20 protein-coding genes are annotated in these 20,611 nt (G+C 66.6%); 9 read left to right on the forward strand and 11 right to left on the reverse strand.

Going from position 1 to position 20,611, the window contains the following annotated elements:
• Nucleotides 1–28: 28 nt before the first annotated feature.
• Nucleotides 29–703: a phosphatase PAP2 family protein gene (locus tag ACYX4P_RS11360; RefSeq protein WP_476069576.1), complete on the reverse strand. Its 675-nt coding sequence runs from the start codon at nt 701–703 to the stop codon at nt 29–31.
• A 59-nt stretch (nt 704–762) separates the two neighbouring features.
• On the reverse strand, nt 763–1,389 hold the full coding sequence (locus ACYX4P_RS11365) for a methyltransferase family protein (protein WP_476069578.1): 627 nt from the start codon (nt 1,387–1,389) through the stop codon (nt 763–765).
• A 138-nt stretch (nt 1,390–1,527) separates the two neighbouring features.
• On the opposite strand from ACYX4P_RS11365, the gene ACYX4P_RS11370 reads away from it, so the two are divergent.
• On the forward strand, nt 1,528–1,896 hold the full coding sequence (locus ACYX4P_RS11370; protein ID WP_476069580.1) for a PepSY domain-containing protein: 369 nt from the start codon (nt 1,528–1,530) through the stop codon (nt 1,894–1,896).
• A 75-nt stretch (nt 1,897–1,971) separates the two neighbouring features.
• On the opposite strand, the gene ACYX4P_RS11375 is transcribed toward ACYX4P_RS11370, so the two are convergent.
• The 4 genes from ACYX4P_RS11375 to ACYX4P_RS11390 are packed head-to-tail and all read right to left on the reverse strand — an operon-like array spanning nt 1,972 to nt 8,008.
• Nucleotides 1,972–2,586, reverse strand: a complete 615-nt coding sequence (locus ACYX4P_RS11375; protein ID WP_476069581.1) for a DedA family protein — start codon at nt 2,584–2,586, stop codon at nt 1,972–1,974.
• Entirely contained in the window at nt 2,586–5,699 is a 3,114-nt protein-coding gene (locus ACYX4P_RS11380; protein WP_476069583.1) for an efflux RND transporter permease subunit, read from the reverse strand. Before ACYX4P_RS11380 ends, ACYX4P_RS11375 begins: the two co-directional genes overlap by 1 nt.
• Nucleotides 5,700–5,702: 3 nt before the next feature.
• On the reverse strand, nt 5,703–6,626 hold the full coding sequence (locus tag ACYX4P_RS11385; RefSeq protein WP_476069585.1) for an efflux RND transporter periplasmic adaptor subunit: 924 nt from the start codon (nt 6,624–6,626) through the stop codon (nt 5,703–5,705).
• The gene (locus ACYX4P_RS11390) at nt 6,623–8,008 is read right to left on the reverse strand and encodes a TolC family protein (RefSeq protein ID WP_476069587.1); all 1,386 of its coding nucleotides are present in this window, start codon (nt 8,006–8,008) and stop codon (nt 6,623–6,625) included. The genes ACYX4P_RS11385 and ACYX4P_RS11390 overlap by 4 nt, the downstream gene beginning before the upstream one ends.
• Before the next feature lie 155 nt (nt 8,009–8,163).
• Here ACYX4P_RS11390 and ACYX4P_RS11395 point away from each other — a divergent pair, with 155 nt between their 5' ends.
• Together ACYX4P_RS11395 and ACYX4P_RS11400 are read left to right on the forward strand one after the other, a co-directional pair.
• Nucleotides 8,164–8,841, forward strand: a complete 678-nt coding sequence (locus ACYX4P_RS11395) for a winged helix-turn-helix domain-containing protein (RefSeq protein WP_201097300.1) — start codon at nt 8,164–8,166, stop codon at nt 8,839–8,841.
• Nucleotides 8,828–10,204, forward strand: a complete 1,377-nt coding sequence (locus ACYX4P_RS11400; protein ID WP_476069590.1) for a sensor histidine kinase — start codon at nt 8,828–8,830, stop codon at nt 10,202–10,204. Before ACYX4P_RS11395 ends, ACYX4P_RS11400 begins: the two co-directional genes overlap by 14 nt.
• Before the next feature lie 10 nt (nt 10,205–10,214).
• Here ACYX4P_RS11400 and ACYX4P_RS11405 read toward each other — a convergent pair whose 3' ends face one another.
• The gene (locus ACYX4P_RS11405) at nt 10,215–10,472 is read right to left on the reverse strand and encodes an energy transducer TonB (protein WP_476069592.1); all 258 of its coding nucleotides are present in this window, start codon (nt 10,470–10,472) and stop codon (nt 10,215–10,217) included.
• A gap of 505 nt (nt 10,473–10,977) precedes the next feature.
• A complete protein-coding gene (locus tag ACYX4P_RS11410; protein WP_476069594.1) occupies nt 10,978–13,140 on the reverse strand; it encodes a TonB-dependent receptor in 2,163 nt (720 codons plus the stop codon).
• A gap of 156 nt (nt 13,141–13,296) precedes the next feature.
• Here ACYX4P_RS11410 and ACYX4P_RS11415 point away from each other — a divergent pair, with 156 nt between their 5' ends.
• A complete protein-coding gene (locus ACYX4P_RS11415) occupies nt 13,297–13,725 on the forward strand; it encodes a Fur family transcriptional regulator (RefSeq protein WP_476069596.1) in 429 nt (142 codons plus the stop codon).
• A 16-nt stretch (nt 13,726–13,741) separates the two neighbouring features.
• On the opposite strand, the gene ACYX4P_RS11420 is transcribed toward ACYX4P_RS11415, so the two are convergent.
• On the reverse strand, nt 13,742–14,200 hold the full coding sequence (locus ACYX4P_RS11420; RefSeq protein ID WP_476069598.1) for an EamA family transporter: 459 nt from the start codon (nt 14,198–14,200) through the stop codon (nt 13,742–13,744).
• A complete protein-coding gene (locus ACYX4P_RS11425) occupies nt 14,200–14,478 on the reverse strand; it encodes a hypothetical protein (RefSeq protein WP_476069600.1) in 279 nt (92 codons plus the stop codon). The genes ACYX4P_RS11420 and ACYX4P_RS11425 overlap by 1 nt, the downstream gene beginning before the upstream one ends.
• Nucleotides 14,479–14,609: 131 nt before the next feature.
• Here ACYX4P_RS11425 and ACYX4P_RS11430 point away from each other — a divergent pair, with 131 nt between their 5' ends.
• Nucleotides 14,610–15,866 carry a hypothetical protein gene (locus tag ACYX4P_RS11430; RefSeq protein WP_476069602.1) on the forward strand — a complete coding sequence of 419 codons (1,257 nt, stop codon included), beginning with the start codon at nt 14,610–14,612 and terminating at the stop codon, nt 15,864–15,866.
• Here the strand turns inward: ACYX4P_RS11430 and ACYX4P_RS11435 are convergent.
• Nucleotides 15,863–16,432: a recombinase family protein gene (locus ACYX4P_RS11435; protein WP_476069604.1), complete on the reverse strand. Its 570-nt coding sequence runs from the start codon at nt 16,430–16,432 to the stop codon at nt 15,863–15,865. The two genes, ACYX4P_RS11430 and ACYX4P_RS11435, sit on opposite strands and share 4 nt — an antisense overlap.
• Before the next feature lie 352 nt (nt 16,433–16,784).
• On the opposite strand from ACYX4P_RS11435, the gene ACYX4P_RS11440 reads away from it, so the two are divergent.
• From ACYX4P_RS11440 to ACYX4P_RS11455, 4 genes are read left to right on the forward strand one after another with little or no spacing between them, the layout of a single operon-like run.
• Nucleotides 16,785–17,078, forward strand: a complete 294-nt coding sequence (locus ACYX4P_RS11440) for a hypothetical protein (RefSeq protein WP_476069606.1) — start codon at nt 16,785–16,787, stop codon at nt 17,076–17,078.
• Nucleotides 17,075–18,691, forward strand: a complete 1,617-nt coding sequence (locus ACYX4P_RS11445; protein WP_476069608.1) for a DNA-binding domain-containing protein — start codon at nt 17,075–17,077, stop codon at nt 18,689–18,691. Before ACYX4P_RS11440 ends, ACYX4P_RS11445 begins: the two co-directional genes overlap by 4 nt.
• On the forward strand, nt 18,688–19,578 hold the full coding sequence (locus ACYX4P_RS11450) for a TniB family NTP-binding protein (protein ID WP_476069610.1): 891 nt from the start codon (nt 18,688–18,690) through the stop codon (nt 19,576–19,578). Before ACYX4P_RS11445 ends, ACYX4P_RS11450 begins: the two co-directional genes overlap by 4 nt.
• Nucleotides 19,568–20,599 (forward strand): TniQ family protein, encoded by a 1,032-nt coding sequence (locus tag ACYX4P_RS11455; RefSeq protein WP_476070258.1) that lies wholly within the window; start codon nt 19,568–19,570, stop codon nt 20,597–20,599. The genes ACYX4P_RS11450 and ACYX4P_RS11455 overlap by 11 nt, the downstream gene beginning before the upstream one ends.
• The last annotated feature ends 12 nt before the right edge of the window (nt 20,600–20,611 follow it).

Consider the following 20,611-nt stretch of genomic DNA (forward strand, 5'->3'; position numbering starts at 1 on the left):
TGGTTGTGAGAAAAGACAAGCGCGGCGGTTATGAGGTCGCTTCGGCGGTTTTGCCGGTCGTCAGATTGAGCGCGAGCCAGCCGAGGATCGTCCAGGCGCTTCCCAGCGCCCAGCCGGCGATCACATCCGTCGGCCAATGCACGCCGAGATAGGTCCGGCTGATGCAGATCACGATGACCAGAACGGCGGCCAGAACGCACACCGCCGCTCTGGATCCTGCGGAGCGAAGCGCGGGGATCAGAAGGATCGCCAACATCATGTAGACGGCCGCGGATACCGCCGAATGGCCGCTGGGGAAGCTGTTGGAATAGACGTAGCTCTCATGCGGCACCAGCGCCGGTCGGGGCCGGGCGTAGAGCACCTTGAGGAGGTCGCTGGACAGCTGGGCGCCGAGGACTGTCACGGCCAGGATCATCGCCTCACGTTGGCGCGCCAGTCGCCACAGGCTGATGACGGCCACCACGGTGATAAGGGTCAGGACGGTGAACCCGCCCAGCGCGGTGACATCCCGCATCGCCTCCTCGAACACCCGTGATCCAATGGGGTCGCTGAGGTCTGCGGGATTGCGCATCCGGAGCAGAGCCCATTCGTCGAAGGCTTGGGTCTCTCCTTCGAGCGCTTCGCCGCCCAGGGTCAGGCAGCCCCACAGGGTGAAGCTTGTGAGACAGAAGGCGAGGAGCACCCGTCCGACCGGTCGGCTCAACAGGCGTTTCAGTTTCCCTGCAGACTGAAGCCTGCGAGCGCTCTGTGCTTTTCGGCGCGTCATGGCAGGACGATCGGAGCGTGAAGCCACCCCGCCTTCTGGGCCGTTTCGACCATCTCAAACAGGGGAATGGCGATCAGGAACGCCAGACCGTCCCGAAGGGTGAGCAGGAAGAAGGCGGGGCGAACTTCCAGGCGATCCTCGTCGCGCCAGAGGCGGAAGTCGGGCCAGAACCGCGGCGTGCGCTCGTAGTAGGCGGCGTAGACGTCGCCGAAGTTGGCCAGCAGCCAGACTTCCTCGCGTTTGACCGTGGCGTAGAAGACGATCACCGCGATGAGCAGGAACACCGTGGCGAGGACGATGCTGCCCGTCTGGGCGCCCATGCCGAAAGCGCCCATGAAGCTGAAGACATAGAGGGGGTTGCGGCTCAGCGAATAGGGACCGCGATCCACGATCTCGGCCTTCTTGCGCCCGCCGATATAGAGGGAGCACCAGGCTCTTCCCACAATGCAGATGACGATCAGCCACAGGCCGACCGCCTCCAGCGCTTCGTGAAAAACGGTTTCGCCGGCGAGCGTCTGGCTGAGTGCAGCCACGGCGATCACAGCGATGATCGCCACGAACAGCACGGCCTTTCGGATCAACTGGGTTCTCTGGATGTCGCGAGCAGTATTCAAGGTCTTCATCCGATCAGTTGGGGATGCTGGAGTTGACGGGCGACGCGAAGGGAGGCGTCGGGGTTTCGTAATGTTGGCTCAACGGTGAGCGGAGGGGCCTCAGGGCAGGCTCCTCCTCGCGGACATCCGGTCCGCGAGGAGAACCGCATGAAGAAGTTGCAGATGATGGGGCTCGCCGCCGTCGCGCTGGCGGGTTCCGCCGGAGGCGTGGTCGCCTTGACCACCCACGTGCCGGCGCAGGATGAGGACGCCGCGCTGCTGGCGCGGACATCCGTAGCGCTGTCACAGGCCGTGTCGATCGCCGAAGCTCGCACCCAGGGGCGCGCCGTCGAGGTCGCTCTAGAGGGCACGGCGAGCGGTCCGGTCTGGGATGTTACGACGGTCGGTTCGGCCGGCGAACAGAAGGCCCGGATCGACGCGACCTCGGGCTCCATTCTGGCCATTGCGGCCGACACCGAAGATCGTGAGCAGGGGGAAGCCGAGGACGGCGAGGAAGACGACGACGGCACCCGCTGAGCGCGCGCTGTCAATGCAGGTTGAGCCGCAACGCTTCCCCCGGCGTTGCGGCTCTTCGCCTGTGCAATCGCCGATCTAGTCATTGGCGCCCGCCTGGTGTCGCGGAAAGACGATGACCCGCCAGATCCACGTGACGACGCCGGCGACGAGCAGGAAGGTCGTGATCGGATCGAGCCAGCTGGCGACCCGTTCGTACTGGCTTTCCAGCACATAGCCGGCGGCGGTCAGGGCGAAGGTGAAGATGGCTGTGCCGAGCAGAGTCCAACCGAGGAACGGGGCGGGCCGCATGTCCGCGACCCCGGCCGGGATCGAAATCCAGGTCCGGACAATGGGCAGGAGCCGGCCGAAAAAGACCGCCGGCGCGCCAAACCGTTGAAAGAACCGGGTCGACCGGTCGATATCCTTCGGTGTGAGGGTGAGCCAGCGCCCGTGTCGGGAAGACCACGCGCTGAGCCGATCCGCTCCGATGCGCCGGCCGAGTTCGTACCAGATGGCAGCGCCCGCGGCGGCGCCGAGCGTCCCGGCCGTCACCGCTAGGAAGAAGTTCATGTCCCCGCGCGCTGCGGCGAAGCCCGCCAGGGGCATGATCAGCTCGGACGGGATCGGCGGGAAGATGTTCTCGGCGAACATCAGGATGAGCACGCCCAGCACGCCCGTTACGGTGATGATCTGGACAATGAGATCGAACATCAGGCGATGGCCTCCTGGAGGCGGATTGTCGGAGCGCCAGGCGCGGGAAGGGGGCGCCAGAAGCGCCAGACCAGCGCCGGCAGAACGAGCAGGGTCATCAGGGTGGACGAGATCAGGCCGCCGAGGATGACGATGGCCATCGGTCCCTGGATCTCGCGACCGGCCTGACCGGTCTGCAGAGCCAGCGGCAGGATGCCGAGGCCCGTGACGAGCGCCGTCATCACGATCGGCGTCAGCCGCTCCCGTGCCGCTAGGATCACCGTCTCCAGCGACCAGGCCTCGCCCTCGTGCGACACTAGGTGCTCGGCATGGGAAATGAGCAGGATGGCGTTTCGGGACGCGATGCCGAAGAGCGCCACGAAGCCGACCAGGGCGCCCAGCGACAGGCTGGCGCCGGTCAGGGCGACGGCGATCACGCCTCCGACCAGAGCGCCCGGCGCGGTTCCGAGGATCAGGCCGACGGCGCGGCCGCTGCGGAAGGCCAGCAGCAGCAAGACCACGACCCCGATCACGGCGATCGCCGTGTTGAGCAGCAGATCATTGCGCGCGGAGGCCGCCCCGGCCGCCGCCCCGGCGTATTCAACATAGACGCCCTGCGGAAGCCTGACCTGCGAGGAGATCGCGGTCCGGGCGGCCAGGGTCACGCGAGCCACATCGCCGGGCGCAGGATTGGCGGTCACGGTCTGGACCGGGCGGCCTCCATTGTGAGCGATGACGGTGCGGCTTTCGGCCAGTCGCACGTCCGCGACCTGGCGCAGCGGGACAACGGCGCCCGAGGATGAGCGAAGGAGCAGGTCCCCGACAGCTTCCGGCTGATTGCGCAGGGAGGGCGGTGTGGTGACCGCGATGTCGATGGCGCGATCCAGGCCATAGATCTGGGCCGGGATCGCGCCTTGATAGGCGGTCTGGACGGCGTTCAGGGCCTCGGCCGGCGACAGGCCGTAACGCGCCAGCGCGGGCAGGTCGAGCTCGACCCGCACAGCGGGGGTGGACGGCGGCGTTCCCAGCTGGACGTCCGTCGCGCCCGGTAACTTGCCCAGCACCGTGCTGATGTCGCGGGCGGCCTGATCAATCTTGTCGAGGTCTCCGCCAAAGACGTTGACCACCAGACTGGCGGTCTCGCCGCTCAGGGACTCGCCGATCCGATCGCCCAGGAAGGTCAGCACTTCGGTCTCAAGCCCGGGATAGCTGGCGAGGATTTCCTGGATGCGCGCCTGAATCTGATCCTGTCGGGCGCCTGAGAGGCCGGGCTCAAGTTCGACATGGAACTCGCTGCGTTCCGTGCCCCAGGTGTCCTCGCCGCCCTGGGCCCGGCCAATCTGCTGTTCGACGGACCGGATGCCGGGCACCGCCAGAAGATCGCGGGTGATGGCCTTGCCGTAGGTGCGCATCACCGTGAGAGAAGCGCCCGGCCGGGCGGCGACGCCGAGCACGAAATGGCCTTCGCGGAAGGCCGGCAGCAGTTCGCTGTTGAACAGGGCGAAGCCGGTCGCCGACATCAGAAGAGCCGCCACGGAGACGATCACAGCGCCGCGGGGACGGGCGGAGATGCGTCCCAACAGACCGGCGTGGCGGTCCTTGAGCCGCGCCAGCACGCGGGGTTCCTCGGAAAGACGCGCCGATCGAAGCAGCAGCAGGCTGAGCGCCGGGGTCACCACCACGGCGACGGCGAGGGAGGCGAGCGTGGCGAGGATGATGGCGGCGGCCAGAGGGCTGAAGAACGCGCCCTGGAGGCCGTGAAGGAACAGGACCGGCGACAGGACAAGAGCCACGACCAGGGTCGCGTAGATCACCGGCGCCCGCACCTCGAGAGAGGCCTTGAGGATGGTCGCGGCCGCCGGTTCGCCGCCGTCGCGGGTCCTGAGGCGCCGGACGATATTCTCCACATCGATGACGGCGTCGTCGACGACGACACCAAGCGCCACGGCCAGACCGCCCAGCGTCATGGTGTTCACCGTAAGGCCCATGCGGTCGAGCACCACGACGGCGATCAGCAGGGACAGGGGGATGCTGAGGAAGGAGATCAGCACCGCACGGGCATTGCGTAGAAAGAGGAACAGCACGACCGCGATCAGCAGGGCGCCGATGACCAGATCGTCGACGATGCCGCCCAGCGCGGCCTCGATGAAGTTGGCCGGGCGGTGCAGGTCCGCGTTGACCGTGACCCCGGCCGCGTCGAGCGTAGGCTTGAGTTCGGCGAGCGCCTTTTCGAGTTCTCTGGTGGCTGTCAGGGTGTTGGCGCCGTACTGGCTCGACAGGCTGACCAGGACGCCCGGACGACCCATGATCAGCGCATCGCCATTCAGCGGGGCCATGCCGTCGACCACGTCGGCCACATCGGACAGGCGCAGGGCCACACCGTCCAACGTCGTGATCTGCGCCGCTCCGACCTCGGCCGCAGTGGCGGCCTGTCCTTGCGTCTCGATCAGGATCCGTTGTTCCGCGGTGTCGATGAAGCCGCCGCCGGTTACGCCCGTCGCGCCCTGGACGGCCGTGATGATGTCGGAGAAGCCCAGCTCCCGCAGGGCGAGGTCAGAAGGGCGGACGCGCACTTCGATGCGGCGCGCCTCCCCGCCATAGACCGTGGCCCGGGCGACGCCCGGCGCGGAGAGCAATCGGGGGCGGACGGTCCACTGGACGAGATCCCGCAGCTCGGCCGGCGTCAGCTTATCGCTGGTGAAGCCGACCTTGAGCAGGTCCATGGTCGAGGAGGTCAGGGGCGCCACCTTGGGCGCGCCGGCGGCGGCGGGCAGGCCGCTCGACGCTTCCCCCAGCGCCTCGGCGACGATCTGGCGGGACCGATAGGGATCGGCGCCGTCCTTGAAGGTGACGGAGACGATGGAGATGCCCTGGGTCGATTCCGACCGCACGACCTCGACCCCGGAAGCGCCCGCGACCGCCTGTTCGATCGGGCGCGTCACCAGCTGTTCGACCTGCTCGGCGGTCAGGCCCGGGGCCTCGGTCTGCACCTCGGCCTGGGCGGGGACGAACTCCGGAAAGACGTCGTATGACGCCCGGGTCAGGGTCAGGCCGCCGAAGAGCAACACAAGGGCGGCCGCGGCGAGAACGATCCGGGCGCGATCCAGTGACCAGGCGACGACGGCGTTGAGCATGGATCAGGACCCCGCCAGTTCCGCCGCATACAGGGCCGAGGCGCCGCGGGTCGCGATGATTTCTCCGGGGCGCACGCCGGAGTCGGCGAACAGTCCCCGGTCGACGACCGCGACGGCGCCGAGCGCACGGCGTTCAAAGGCGCCCGGCGCGGTCCGGACATAGACCCAGCTCTCGCCCTCGGCCCGCAGCACTGCCGAGTCCGGCACAAAGACGCCGGTCGATCCGGCGCCGGCGGGCAACCGGACGGGCACGACAAGTCCGGTGGCGAGGCGCCGCGCCTGGCTGCCCGACGCCAGGGCGAGGCTGCCTGAAGATTGCAGGCGGACGTCGGCGGTGCGCGCCGCGCCGAGCACCCGCGCCGGTATCAGGCCGTTCGGCCCGAGATCGAGCGTGACCGTACCGCTCAAAGGCGTGGTGGGACCATCGATGCGAAGGAGGGCCGCGTCACCGCGCGCGATAGAGGCCATCAGGGCGCGACGCTGGCCGTCGCCGAGCGCCGCCAGCGCTGGTCCCCATTCCAGCCCCATCCTCGTCCGCAGAAGGGTGACCCGGGACTGATCGGCCGTGGCCTGGGCGGCTGCGGCCTCGGCGACCTTGGCCGCCACCATCTGATCTTCCGAAGCGAGGATGCGGGCGCGCGACGCCTCGGCGCGGGAGGCCCCTGCCGCAGCGAGCGCCGCTGTGAGGTCGGCGTCCAGCGTCGCCAGCGGTACGGGGTCGATCACCCGGGCATAGCCAGTGGCGCCCGGCGCCCAACTCATGGCCTCCAGAGGCGCCGTCTGGACGGCCAGTCTCGCCTGCTGTGCGGAGGTCAGGCCCGCTTTCGGCGCGGCGGCCGGCGCCGGAGCGGCAGGCGCGGCCCCGAGCAACAGAACGACGGCGAGGGCGGCGATCGGGGCTGCGTGCCCCAGGCGGTGAAGCATCATGAGCTGGCGTCCAGACTGGCCATGGCGTTCGCGATGACGATGAGTTCGGCAGGATCGGAGGGCCGGCGAATGGCGGCCTCGAGGTCGGCGATCGCAGTCGCGCGCAGACGCAGGGCGTCGATTTCCGCAAGGCGGGCGTCGAGAACGCCGGCCTGGGCCGCGATCAAATCCGTCCGATCAAGCTCGCCCAGTTGAACCACTCGATGCGTCAACCGCTCGGACCGCTGAGCGAGCGGCAGGTCCCGGGACCGCAATTGGATCAGGCTGTCGTCCGCCGCCCGCAGGGCTTCGACGGCCGCATCCGTCTGGGCGTAGACGGCGGCCTGGGCGCTCTCCAGCGCCTTGCCCGCTTCGGCCCGGCGCGCCTCCGCTTCGCGGATCGCGGCGCGGTTCAGGTCGGGCGGGGGCAAGGCCAGGCCAAGATTGAACGGCAGTTTGGCGACGCCGCGTTCCCACGTGTAACCAGGGCTCAGTGTCACCTGGGGGTACTGGCCTGCTACCGCCTGACGCACGGCTTGCTCGGCCAGATCATAGTCGATGACCGCCTTCAGGACGTCCGCGCGAGCCGTGGCGGCGTCCAGCCGCGCGTCGCGAAGCTCGGCTGGCGTCGGGAGGATCATGGCCGGATCGACCGTCACCTCGAGATTAGCGATGGCCTCAACCGGCAGGCCGAGGGCGGCGGCCAGGGCCGCGGTGGCCTGGGCCTCGGCGCCCCGGGCGGTCGTCAGTCGCTGGCGGGCCAAGGCATGGTCGCTCTGCGCCGCCAGCGCCACGGATCGTCCATCCTCGCCGGCCGCGACTCGACGCTCCATGGCCGCGCCGCGCTGTTCCCGCAACGCGACCTGGTCTGACGCCAATGCGATCTCCTGCCGGGCGACGGTACGATCCAGAAGCGCCCGGCGAAGCGTGGAGCGGACGGTCCAGACGGCTTCCGCGACGTCATAGCGGGCCTTCAGGACGGCGAGGTCCGCGCTGTCCAGTCGCGCTTCCCGGCGCGCCCCGGCGTCGACCGGTATGTCGACGGCGCCGCCGAACAGCCACGGGTGCTGAGGATCGGCCTGACGCGAATACTCGGCCGTCAGCGTCAGGGTCCAGGCGGACCCGACGCGCGCTGTCCGCGTGGCGGCCACCGCAGACGCGTAAGCGGCCTTGGCCTGATGGACGGAGGGCGCATTGACCAGCGCGAGCTCCAGAGCCTCGGCTTCGCTCATGATGCGCCCGGCAGGCCAAACCGCCCGGCGATCCTGGTAGGCCTGAGCCGTAACGACCGGATCGATGGGAGCGGGTCGATACGTCGTACAGGCGGACAGACTTGCGCCCACGGCGGCGATCAGCACGACCGTGTGCGACAGTGGCGGGAAGGCGCGGCGAAAAGCGGGCACGGACAGTCTTTCGGGACGATCCGCCAGCCCTAGCGCGATGCGTTTACGCGTAGTCTGACGGCCCCGTTAAAACCGTCGCAGAGAGGCCGTGTGGTCCTTTCGCCCCGCGCATCCGCGTGATTGGATACTGTCGAAGCAGGCGGCCGAGGCGCGACGTGAAGGTTCTGGTTATCGAGGATGACGCCCGCACGGCTTCCTTTATCGGGCGGGGGCTGACAGAGGCCGGCCACACCGCGGATTTGGCCCATAACGGAGACGACGGCCTGCATCTCGGCCTGGCCGGGGGCTACGATGTGCTGGTCATCGACCGAATGCTGCCGGGCTTGTCCGGTCTGGAGGCCCTGCGGGCGCTTCGTGCCGAAGGCGTCCGTGCGCCCGTTCTTCTCCTGACGGCCCTTGGCTCGGTCGACGATCGGGTCGCGGGTCTGGAGGGCGGTGCCGATGACTACCTGGTCAAACCGTTCGCGTTCAGCGAACTGTTGGCGCGCCTGAACGCCCTGGTGCGGCGACCGCCTCTGGCCGATATCGAAACGCAGATCCGGATCGCGGATCTTGAGATCGACACCCGGCGTCGACGGGTCATCCGCGCCGGCAGGCGCATCGATCTGACGCCTCAGGAATACAAGCTGCTGGAGTTTCTGGCCCGGCGGGTGGGTGAGACAGTGACCCGAACCATGCTGCTGGAGAACCTGTGGGGCTTCCACTTCGACCCAAGGACCAACATCGTCGACGCCCACGTGAGCCGACTGAGATCGAAGGTCGACAAGGGCTTCGATTCAGAGCTGATCCGGACGCTTCGAGGCGTGGGATATCTCATCGATGAACCGGAATAGGCCGCGGGCGCGACTTTGGCAGACCACCACCTTCCGGCTGGCGGTCCTGTTTGCGACGATCTTCGGCATCGGTTCGGCGGCGTTGCTGGTCGTGCTGGATCTCGCGGTCGCCGATTTCGCCGAGGAGACAGCCCGCGATGCGCTGCGGGACCAGATGGCGGTCCTGAAGGCGGACGCCAACGCAGAGGGCGGCCTGGCCCTGATCTCCGCGCTTCGAGAGCACGTCGAAGGCGGCCTTCCGGAACGCTTCAGCTATGTGGTGATCGCACCGACCGGCGAGCGGCTGGACGCGGGCCTGCCGCGCGCGGTGGAGACAATCTCCGGATGGGGTGAGCTGCGCATTCCAACCCGGGAAGAACAGCCGGGTCCGGATCCCTACAACATCAACCTCATCGTCCTGACCGACCGCGCCTCCGACGGCACCTTCATTGCGGTCGGCCGGGACGACTACGCCCTGTCGGAGCTTCGGGAATGGCTTCACAAACTCGCCGTGTGGGGCGGATCGGCAATGGTGTTGCTGGCGCTGCTGGGCGGCGTCGCGGCAGGGCTGATCCTTCTGAACCGTCTGAAGGCGGTCGGTGCGGCGGCCGAGAAAGTCATGCGGGGCGATCTAAGCGAGCGGTTGCCTTCGCTAGGCTTGGGCCGGGAGTTCGACGATCTGGCCGACATCCTGAATGTCATGCTGGAGCGGGTAGAGGACGCGATGGTCGCCTTGCGGCAGGTCTCCTCCGATGTCGCCCATGACTTGCGAACGCCGCTGACCCGGCTGCGCAACACGCTTGAGGAAGCGCAGCAGGCCGATGCCAGCCAGAGAGACGGGCTGCTGGCGGAAGCGATCGGGGATACGGACCGTCTGCTGGAGATCTTCAGCGCGCTGCTTCGCCTGGCCCAGATCGAGGGTGGGGCGGAGCGGCGGTTCATCGTGATGAACCTTACCGAAATCGTCGACGACGTCGTGGAAGCCTACCGGCCGGCTGCGGAGGAGGGGGAAGGGGCCCTGACGGTGCAGGCTGACGGTCCGGCCATCATGTCCGGCGACCCGACGATGCTGGCCCAGGTGGTGGCGAGCCTCATCGACAACGCCATCACGCATGGGGGACCAGGCGGGGCAATCGTGATCGCCGTGCATGCGCTGGACGAACAGGTCGAACTCAGTGTGACCGACAATGGCCCGGGCGCGCCTGCTGAGGAGTTGTCGAAGCTGACCCGCCGCTTCTACCGCCTCGATCGCAGCCGCAACACCGTTGGGTCCGGCCTCGGCCTTTCCATGGTGGCCGCCATCGTGGATCTACACCGGGGCGAGTTGATCCTGGAGAACAGCCACCCCGGCCTGAGGGTACGGATGGTCTTTCCGGGCGGCTGAACCGGCAGGATCAGTTCAGGGTGAACTCGATGGCGACAGTGAGCGTCAGAGGCGCCGGCAGGTTTTCCGGGACGGACGGCAATGGCGTGGCCCGCCGGACGGTGTCGAGCGCCTCGCGGTCGAGCGCCGCGACGCCCGAGGACCGATCGAGACTGATCGCACTCGGCCGACCAGCGCGGCTCAATGTAAATCGGACATAGCCCGTACCGGTTTCGCGGCGAGCCCGGGCAGACGCCGGATAACGCTTCACCTGGGCGAGGCGCGCCATCACCCGTCCTTCAAAACTGTCCCTGGCCGCCGGCGTCGGTGACGCAGGCGGCGGATCGACACGCGGCGAGGCCGGAACGGGCGTCGGCGCTGCGGGCGGCGCAGGGGCGAGGGGCAGAGGTTCCACCGCCGCCGCAAGCGGGAGCGGCGTAGGCCGTGGCGCGGGCGGCGCTGCCGCTGGCGGCGGCGGCGTGGTCGACCGGATCACGTTCTGACGCGGGCGCGGATCCTCAGGCGGGCTCGGCGCCTTGGGGGGTGATGGACGCACCCGGGGCTCAAGCTGCACGAGGATGACCGGTTCCGCCGAGGGCTCGCGCCGCAGATCGGGGCGGACGATCGAAAGCCCCCCGATCGCAGCGGCGTGGCCGACAACAACGATCAGGACCGCGAGCATACGCTCACGGCCCCGACGTCGTGATCCTTGAACGGCGACTGGCGTCAGCACGGGGATGGGCTCGCCAGTCGCCGATCTGGACGGGTAGGAGGCGCCGTCCATTTCATCAGGCCTAGAACCGCGTGGTCAGGCCGACCCGGAAGGCGCGCGGGCCGCCCGGAGTGATGTTGTTGTTGCTGTGAGCCGTGGCGAAGTAGTCCTCGTCCAGAAGGTTCTCGACGTTGAGCTGAATGTCGATCCGATCGGTCAGCGCATAGAACAGAGCACCGTCAACGCGGGTGAAGCTCGGCATCACCTGGGTGTTGTCCGACGCTGTGAAGCGGTCGCCCTGGTAGATGACGCCGAGGCCGGCGCCGAAACGCGGCGTGAAATCATAGCGGCTCCAGATCGAGGCGCTGTTCTCCGCCACGTTGGCCAGCTTGTTGCCGGCCAGGACCGTCGTCGATTGCGCCGCCGTGATTTCGGCGTCGAGATGCGTGTAGGCCGCAACGACGCTCCACTGTTCGGTGATCTGTCCCGTGGCGCTCAATTCCACCCCCTTGCTGCGCTGGCCATCGACGAGGATGGACTGCGCCGGATTGGCTGGGTCAGGCACGACGACATTGCTACGATCGAGCTGGAAGACGGCGGCGGTCAGGCTCAGGCCCGGCGTCACGTCCCATTTGGCGCCGAGTTCGTAGTTGTCGAACTCCTCGGGATCGAGCGCGCGGTTCGTCGGGGTCAGGCCGGTCAGTTGCTCGCCCGAACGCGGCAGGTAGGTCTTGGTGTAGCTGCCGTAGAGCGAGAGATTGTCCATGGGCTTGAACACCAGGCCGGCGCGCGGCGACCACAGATTGTCGGTCGCCTCCGTGCGGACGTTGTTGCGGCGGTTCAGAACCTCGCTTTCGATATGCTCGTAGCGCACGCCCAGGATCAGCTGCAGTTGCGAGGTCAACTCGATCTGGTCCTGCAGATAGCCGGCCGCCAGCTTCGTCACCCCCTCGTTGCTGGCGTCCGACGCGCTCGGCGCCCAGGTCAGCGGTTGATTGATCGTCGGGTTGGTCAACGGGGCGTTGAAGGTCGTGCCGCCGCCCGGGAAGTACCCAGTCAGGCGCAGGTTGTCGGTTTCCTGGCGACCAAACTCGGCGCCGGCCAAGAGGGTGTGCCTGATCGAGCCGGTGTCCGCGTAGAAGACGAGGTCCGTCTGGTTGATCAGGTTCTGACGCGTGGTGGCGTTGTTGTACGCCGAGATCGGCACCGTCTGTGCGGCGGCGTTTACTGCGCCGGGGAAGACGTTCTGGTAGAACTTGTCGTAGTCGGCCAGGCGGGTACGGTTGCGCAGGGTCAGTCCGTTATCGAACCGGTGCTCGAAGGCGATGCTCAGCGCATCGACATCGGTATCGGTCGGGCTACGAGCCGGGTCGCCGAAGAAGGTGTCCCGATAGCCGTCCAGCGGACGGGCCGGGTTGGCCCGCGTTCCGCCCGGGTTGGCCGAGACGCCCCGGTCGGCGATACGGCGGTCTTCAAAATGCTCGTAGCCCAACTGCAGCAGGGTGTTGTCGCCCAGGCGGAAGCTGGCGGTCGGGTTGATGCCGAACTTCTCGTAGGTCACGCCGTCCCGGTAGCTGCCGCTGTCCTCATAGAGGCCCGTGACGCGCAGCGCGGTCGTATCGCTGACCTCGACGTTGTAGTCGACGGCGCCGCGATAGAAGTCATGCGAGCCCGCCTCCAGGCGCAACTCGTTCTCGATGTCCCAGCCGGCTTGGCGGGTCACGCGATTGATCAGACCGCCCGAGCCGCCGCGACCGAAGATCATGGCGTTGGGGCCCTTCAGGACCTCGACGCGCTCCACATTGTAGAGGTCGCGGTAGTACTGGGTGTCGTCGCGAAGGCCGTCGGTGAAGTAGTCCGCCGTCGAGGCGATCCCGCGGAAGATGATGGCGTCGCGGTTGCCTTCGCCCTGGGCATAGGTCACCCCGGGGACGTAGCGGACCAGGTCATTCAGGCCCACCAGGCCCTGATCGTTGATCTGATCGCGGGTGACGACGGTGATCGCCTGCGGCGTGTCGATCAGAGCAGTCTCGGTCTTGGTGGCGGAGGTGCTGGTCGGCGCCACATAGCCCTGATCCCTACGCGGCTGGATGCCGAAATCTCCGGCCTGATCGTCAACGCGGAGGGTGCCGAGCGGCACGGTCGGCTGCTGCTGGGCAAAGGCGGGAGCCGCCACGCACAGAGCCGTGGACGCCAGCAGAACGGGGGCGAGTTTGCGGATGAGCGGGGTCTGGATCGGGTTCACCTGAAGGTCCTCACGCGGCGGGATAGCGCCGTTCGTTTTTGCGATTCATTCGCGGGACCGCCAGCTACTGCGATTGATAATGCCTTTCAACAAGCAAGCGGGGCCTTGGCCTCAACCGTAATCTCCTCGTCATGTTACGCGAATGTTCGCCCTCTCATGGTCCCGACCATCGAAGGAGCGCTCTTGGAAATATGGGATGCTTGCCGGCGGCGGGGCTTGCGGCCGACGGGTCCGCGTCTGGCCGTCGCGAAAGTCTTTGCAGACACCGATGACCTGTTGGACGTCGACACGATCTGGCGGCGTCTCAATGTGGAGGGAGGCAGTCTCTCCCGCACGGCCATCTACCGGGCGGTGAAGGATCTGAGCACTGCTGGCGCCATTCGGGTGCACGCTGTCGCAGGCAGTGGGAGGACCTATTTCCAGAAGCACACCGAGTTGCCGCCAATCAGCCTCGTCGACGTTGACCAGGGAGACATCATCGCCCTGAACGCCCCCGACCTCGCCGCACGGATCGGCAAGGCCGTGAAGAGCGCCGGCTATGATCTTGCAGGTGGGATGGAGGTTCGCGTGACGCGCCGTCGCTGAATTCCAGCGCGAAGCCTCAGGCTGATTTGAAAGCGATCAGAATGACGCCGGATGTGATCAGCGCCACACCCAGCCAGGCGCGCGGTGAAAGCTGTTCCCCCAGAAAGGCGACACCGAAGATCGCCACGAGCACGACGCTGATCTTTTCCACCGGAGCCACCTGCGCCGCCTGTCCGAGACTGAGCGCGCGGAAATAGCAAAGCCAGGACGCGCCGGTCGCGAGGCCAGAGAGTACCAGAAAGAGCCAGGCGCGAGCGGGCAAGGGCTCGCCCGCCTGAAACCCGCTGGTCAAGGCGACGATGGCGCCGGCGAAGACGAGGATCACCAGCGTCCTGATGAAGGTCGCGAGGTTGGGATCGATCGTCTGAACACCGGCCTTTGCAAAGATCGCGGTCAGCGCCGCGAAGCCGGCCGAGAGCAAGGCCCAAGGGAGCCAATGGGTCGTCGATAGTCCTGTCTCGATCCACCGGCTCATCAGTCCTCTGCTCCGTTTGGCGGTCGGGCAGGGGGTAGGGGTGAGGCCGTATGGCCGCGCGGATCGCCAGCCTCCTTAGGCAAAAACCGGAGGATCCACAGGCTGATCGCGGACAGGATCACAAAGCCTGCGGAACCCACGGCGACCTGATGCGGAAGCAGTCGCTCCCAACCGAGTACGGCTGCCAGCCCCAGTGCGAAGAACCCCAGCGCGACGTAGCCGAGCCAGCGCGCCCACAGGATCAACGAGATCGATTTCTGATGAGGAGACAGAGCCATCACGGTCCCTTGGCGGGTTCGCGGCCCATTTCACTACGAAGACGACGATTTTTCCAACACTGTCCTTCGGTGCACCTCCGACGAGCTGCCTGCGCCATTGCGCCGACGACGGCCTCCGATAGCTTGAGTGAATGTCCGACGAGGTCGAAGTCTATGTGGGGCGCATCGCGCTCCCGTCCGCCGAGATTCTCGGCTGGCGAAATCTGGTCGATACAGTTTTCACGGAGGCCGATTTCGTGTCGCGGCCCCGGGCGTCTGCGCATCGGCAGTTGCGAGAACATGCGGACCGCTATCGTGACGAGCCGCTGGCCAACTACCAGTATCTGCGCGCGCCCGCCCGCACTGTTAGAAAGCGCCTCCTGATCCAGGGCTACACGACGGAATTCTGCGCCCAGTCCTGGGACATCGCGCGACGCCACGCGGTAGAAATGCACCGCCGTTGGGCCAGCCCCGACGGGGACACCGCGGCGGCGCTGGCCGTCATGGAAACTCTTTCCTATGAGGCGTGGAAGAAGGCGGTGGCCGAGGCCGCCCGTTCAAAGCGGCTGATCGCCGGCCGCTACCAACCCTGGGATCTGCTGAGCCTGCTGGACGGCCCGAACGATCCCTTCGTTCAGCTGGCCATGCTCACAGAAATAGAAGCCCGGTCCACGGTCTGGATGGACTGTTCCCACCTCTATGAGGACGACGCCTTCGTTGTGCCCCCACAGGAGCTGGCGCGTGAGGAACAGGCAGAGGAGGCGCTTTACCCGAACGGCAAGATCATTGTCCTGACCGAAGGCAAATCCGACACGCGCATCATCACGGCGGCGCTGCGAGCCTTCTATCCCGAGTACGCGGACCTCTACCAGTTTATCGACTTCGATGAATTTCGCATCGAGGGCGGCGCATCTCTCCTGGCGGGGATGGTGAAGGTGCTGTCCGGCGCCCGTGTCCAGAACCGCCTTCTGGCGCTGTTCGACAACGACGCCGCCGGGCTGGAGGCCATGGCCTCGCTGAAGACTGTGAAGTTTCCCCGCACCGTGAGACTGCGGTCGTTGCCTCGCACCGAGCTCGCCGCCGACTATCCCACCTTGGGGCCGGCGGGTCTCACCCGAATGGATGTCAACGGTTCCGGGGCGCCCTTGGAGCTCTACCTGGGCCGTTCCTCGCTCACGGACGCAACCGGCGCTCTGAGACCCGTTAGATGGAAGGAATGGAAGGGCGGCGTGGAGCGCTACCAAGGGGTGGTTCAGGACAAGGACGCGGTCGCCAAAGCGTTCGAGAACGCCATCCAGGGCACGCATCAGCCTGCGGCCTTACGCAGACGGTTCCCTGAAATGGACCTCTTGCTGCGATCCATCTTCGACGCGTTCGAGGACAACGCTCCGCCGCTGGACCTGCCTTAGGAACCGACGCCTTCCGGATGCCGCGCGAGCGAGCGGTAGAGCGTGCTCCGAGAGACGCCGAGCGAGGACGCCACGCCTGCCATCGTCTGGTCCGGATGCTTGAGAAGGAGCCGGGCCTGGGCGACCTGACGTTTGGTGAGCGACTGACGGCGTCCGCCATTTCGGCCCCGAGCGCGCGCAGCGGACAGTCCGGCCATCGTGCGTTCACGGATCAGGTCCCGTTCCATCTCGGCGAGCGCCGCCATCATGTGGAAGAAGAACCGTCCGGCCGGCGTTGTCGTGTCGATGCCGTCGGTCAGGCTCCTGAACTCCACGCCCCGACCCCGCAGGCTGGCGACGAACTCGACGAGTTGGCCGACGGTCCGGCCCAAACGGTCCAGCTTCCAGACGACGAAGACATCTCCCGCCCGGGCGTGGGACAGGGCTTCAGTCAGCGCGGCCCGCTCCGTCCTTACGCCCGACGCCACCTCGCAGAATGTACGCTCGCATCCTGCCTTCTCCAGCGCGTCGGTCTGAAGGGCGAGGTTCTGGTCCGGGGTCGATACCCGCGCATATCCGATCAGCATGTCGCAAAACCCGTCAGCGTCTACGATCCTGACACATAGAATCAGCGACAGGGTTTCGACACAAGCGGCGCCGAGCAAACGCGCAGGTCGTGTTCAGTTCATAAGCAGTGCGTCAGAAACGAACGTTTGTGAGACAGGGTCGACTTGGCGTTCACGCGATATGCCACATCGCGCGCGAGTCTCACGCGAAGTTGATGAGAGGCAATATTCGTGCTAATTCAATTAAGTCCTTGCGAGGTGTTCAGGTCAATTCGCGCGCGCCAATAGCTCGCAAACCGCGACCTCGCCAGAGTTGCGATGCTTCGTATTCGGAGTCGTGACTTGTCCTCCCATCTAGCTGGAGGCCTTGCTCATGACCGACCTGCCGTCTTCTCAAGAACCCCGTCCGCTACATCAGGAAGACCCGCTCGCCGGGCTGCCGGAGTGCGTGATCGTCGCCACAGAACAGCTTCTCTGCGATCTCCTTGAGGCGGCGACCGCCGAGGTCGACCTAGACAACTGGGATGTCCAGGCGGCCGAACTCGACGTCGCGGTGAAGGGGGCTCGAACTGCCTGGTTGGTCACCGTCACCGATCTGAGCACGAGATCGATCTTGGGTTCGACCACGGTGTTCGAGCCGGTCTCAACTGAGGCGGTTGCCGCGTGAGCGCGGTCGAGCCGATCACGGGCGGCGATCTCGAAAGCATGTCCGAGGAGCGGTTTGCGCAACTGGCCGCCCGGGCCCGAGGTATCGCTGAGCTCGCGACGCGTCAGCACAGAACGGCGTGGGATGTGGAAGCGGCAGCAGAACGCGCCGGCGTCAGCCGGGCGACCGTCTACCGGGATCTGCAACGCGCCCGAGGGGAGGGGAGGACGACCATCCGGGACCTGACGGGTCGCAAGGGCGGCTTCCCCAAGGGCCGGAGCCGCCTTCATCCGCATGTGGAGGCCGTTGTGGCTGAAGCACTGAGGACCCACTACCTGTCGCCCAACAAGCCGCCTTTGACGGAGACGGTGAAGGTCATCGACTCCGCCTGTGAACGACTGGGCCTCCCCGGTCCGAGATACACAACGATCCGACGTCGCCTTCAAAGAATGAAGCGCGCAACGGTGCTTGGACGTCGCGACGGCAAGAAGGCGCGTGAAGCTGCGACGGCCCGGCCGGGCAGCTATGAGATCGAGCACCCTTGGGACTGCTGGCAGATCGATCACACCAAGGCCGACGTCATTCTCGTCGACAAGGAGAGCCGCAAGCCGGTCGGGCGTCCGTGGCTGACGGTCATCATCGACGTCGCCACCCGAATGGTGGCGGGCTTCTACGTCTCGCTCGAGCCACCCTCGATCCTGCGGGCCGGGACCGCTCTGGATCTGGCCGTGCAGCACAAAGGCGCGTGGTTGAAACAGATGGGGCTCGACTATCGCTGGCCGATCGAAGGATTGCCCAAGCTCGTCCATTCTGACCGTGCCGGCGAATTCCAGTCTCGCGCCTTTGAACGGGCGTTGGCCAATCAGGGAGTCGAAACCTTCCTGCGGCCCGCCGGCAAGGCCCACTGGGGCGGCCACATCGAGCGAATGATCGGCACGATGATGGGCCGGTGCAAGATGCTGCCGGGCGCCACCCAGCGAAGCCCCAAAGAGCGCGGCGATTACGACGCCAGCAAGGGAGCGGCCCTGGATATCGACCAACTCGAGCTCTGGTTCGCCCACCAGATCTTGGGTGAGTACCACAACACCGTTCACAGCGCGCTCGGCTGCACGCCGCTCGAGGCTTGGGACCGTAAGGTGGCTGGCCTGCATCCGCGGCGACCGGACGATCCCGAGGGCTTCCGGATCGATCTCTTCCCGGAAATCAGCCGCACTCTGACCCGCACAGGCCTGAAGGCCTTCGGCGAGGAGTACGCGTCAGAAGACACCACGCTCGCCTACGCTGAAGGACGAGCTAAGGTGCGTCTCAAGTTCGATCCCCGGAACCTCGGCTGCGTCTACCTCCAAGTGGCCAAGCGATGGATCCGCGTTCCATACCGGCTGCCGAACTACTCTGGGCGCTATCCAACGCTCTGGTTCTACAGCTACGCCCGCCGACTCGCGCAGGTGCTCGGCGCGCCCCTCGAGGGCATCCTGGCGCGCGCGGCCCGCGAGCGCGCGGAGGAGTTGCTTCACGGCGAAGCCCATGGCTCCCGCATCGCCCGGCTGGCCGTCGAGCGCCTCCGCCACGCCCGCACAGCCACGGAAGCGCCACCGACGCAGCACGAGGACGATAGCTGGGGAGGCGCGCTGTGACCGACGACACCGGCGATCCCTTCGCGCACTTGGACGAGAGGGTAAAAGACCGCGCGCTGGCGGACGACGCATCGCGTCTGGCGCTGATCTCCAGCGATTGGTGGATTTCCTATCCGCCTGGTGACGAGGTCATAACCAGGCTGTTCGAGTTGATCGATCTGCCGCTCAGGCAAAGGCCGCCATCCGTCGTTGTCCACGCGCCGCCGAACTATGGGAAATCGGCGATCATCGACCGGTTCAAGGCGCTCTACGCCGGCCGGGTATCTCGTGATGAGGCTGACAAGGACGGCGTCGTCGTTATTCAAGCGCCGCCCACGGTCGACGAGAAGCGCCTCTATCTCGAGATACTCTCTGCGATCGGCGCGAGCGCCCCCGAGACGACGACGGCGCGGCTTCGGGCGATGGTCGTCAATCAGCTCCGCCTGCGTCGCACCCGCCTGCTGATCATCGACGAATTGCAGCACGCCTTGCTGCAGCGGGCCAGCGCCCAGCAAGTCGTCCTGAACACCCTGAAGTACCTGTCCAACGAACTGGGCCTGTCCATCGCCGGCTTCGGTTCGCGGGAGTCGAAGGCCCTCGTTTACTCCGACGAGCACCTTGCCCAGAGGTTCGAGGTTATCGCCCTCCCGGCCTGGGACAAGAAGCACAGCTGGGTCGTCGACGTGGTCCGCCAGCGCATCGCGTTGTTTCCCCTGCGTCGGCCGACCGTGGTCGATCGACGCTTCATGAACCTGCTGCTGCAGCTGTGCGGCCCCACGGGCGGGCGAATGCTAACCATGCTGGAGCGCTGCGCACGTTCGGCTATTCGGGATGGCAGCGAGCGCCTGTCGGCTGAGCTGCTCGAAGCTGTGGCGCTCAAGGGCGAGCGGCTTGAACATGGGCTTTGATCGGCCGCAGGGGGCCACGCTCTCATTTCCCGCCGTCAGGCGGGAGGAGGGGGAAGCTCTATCCTCCTGGCTCGCCCGCATCGCCCGGGCGCATCTGTTGGATCTGGATCATGTCGCCGCCGAGATCGCCTGTCGCCTGCAGTTGGTCGACCACGCGCCTGGCGAAGACGTCCTCGTTCAGATCGCACTGCGCACCGCCGTCGACCTCGACCAGGTCAGAGCGGCGGTGCATCCACTTCTCACGACGGCCGATCGCCTTTCCCGAGGAGAGTTGGACTGGCGCGTGTGCGCCTGTTGTCTGATCGACGACGCTGAGGCGGGGAGGGTGCCCTATGTGAGGACCGCGTGGACCCACCCGCTTTCGACGGTCTGTCCCCTTCATCGCGCACCACTCCTGATACCGACAGAGGCGCAAGCCTCAGCCATGCTTCCGTTCGATGTCAGCTTGTCCCGTCAGGATCATGGGTTGTCGCACCTCGGGCAGGAGCCCTTAGACAGCCTTCTATTCGCCGCCCAGATGGTCGACCCAGCCCAGTCAGCCTCTACGGACGTCATAACCTCAGTCCGCGAGGTGAGGGACCTCGTCGATGCGCTTTCGGTCCAGATCAGCCTCGCCCTGGGAAGGGGCGCTGCGCTGACCCTTTTCGAGGAGCCTCGCCGGGGCCGTCATATCGCGCCGCTTGCGCTCACCCTGCCAGAGGGCATCCTGACAACGTTGGATCCGGCCGATCGACTTCTGTTCGCGAGGGCAGCCATCGCTCTGCGGTGGCCGTCGCCCGGCTATCGCCAGGAGCACGAGGTGTTGGGCGACTGGTTCTCACGCGTTGTAGCGGTCGTCGTGCCCAAGGGCCGACGCCGGGTGATCGGCGACGTCGGCATGGACCCGCTCGGTCTGTTGGCCGTTGCGATGCCAGCCCAGCCATTCCATCAGCTACGAGCGAGAGCGGGAGGCTGGTCGGATGAGTTCCGGGCACGTTGGGCGGCTGCCGAGCAACTGGCCGCCTTGGCTTGCCTCAACTGAACCACGCTCGCG

Source organism: Brevundimonas sp. ABV4_179 (assembly GCF_056311945.1).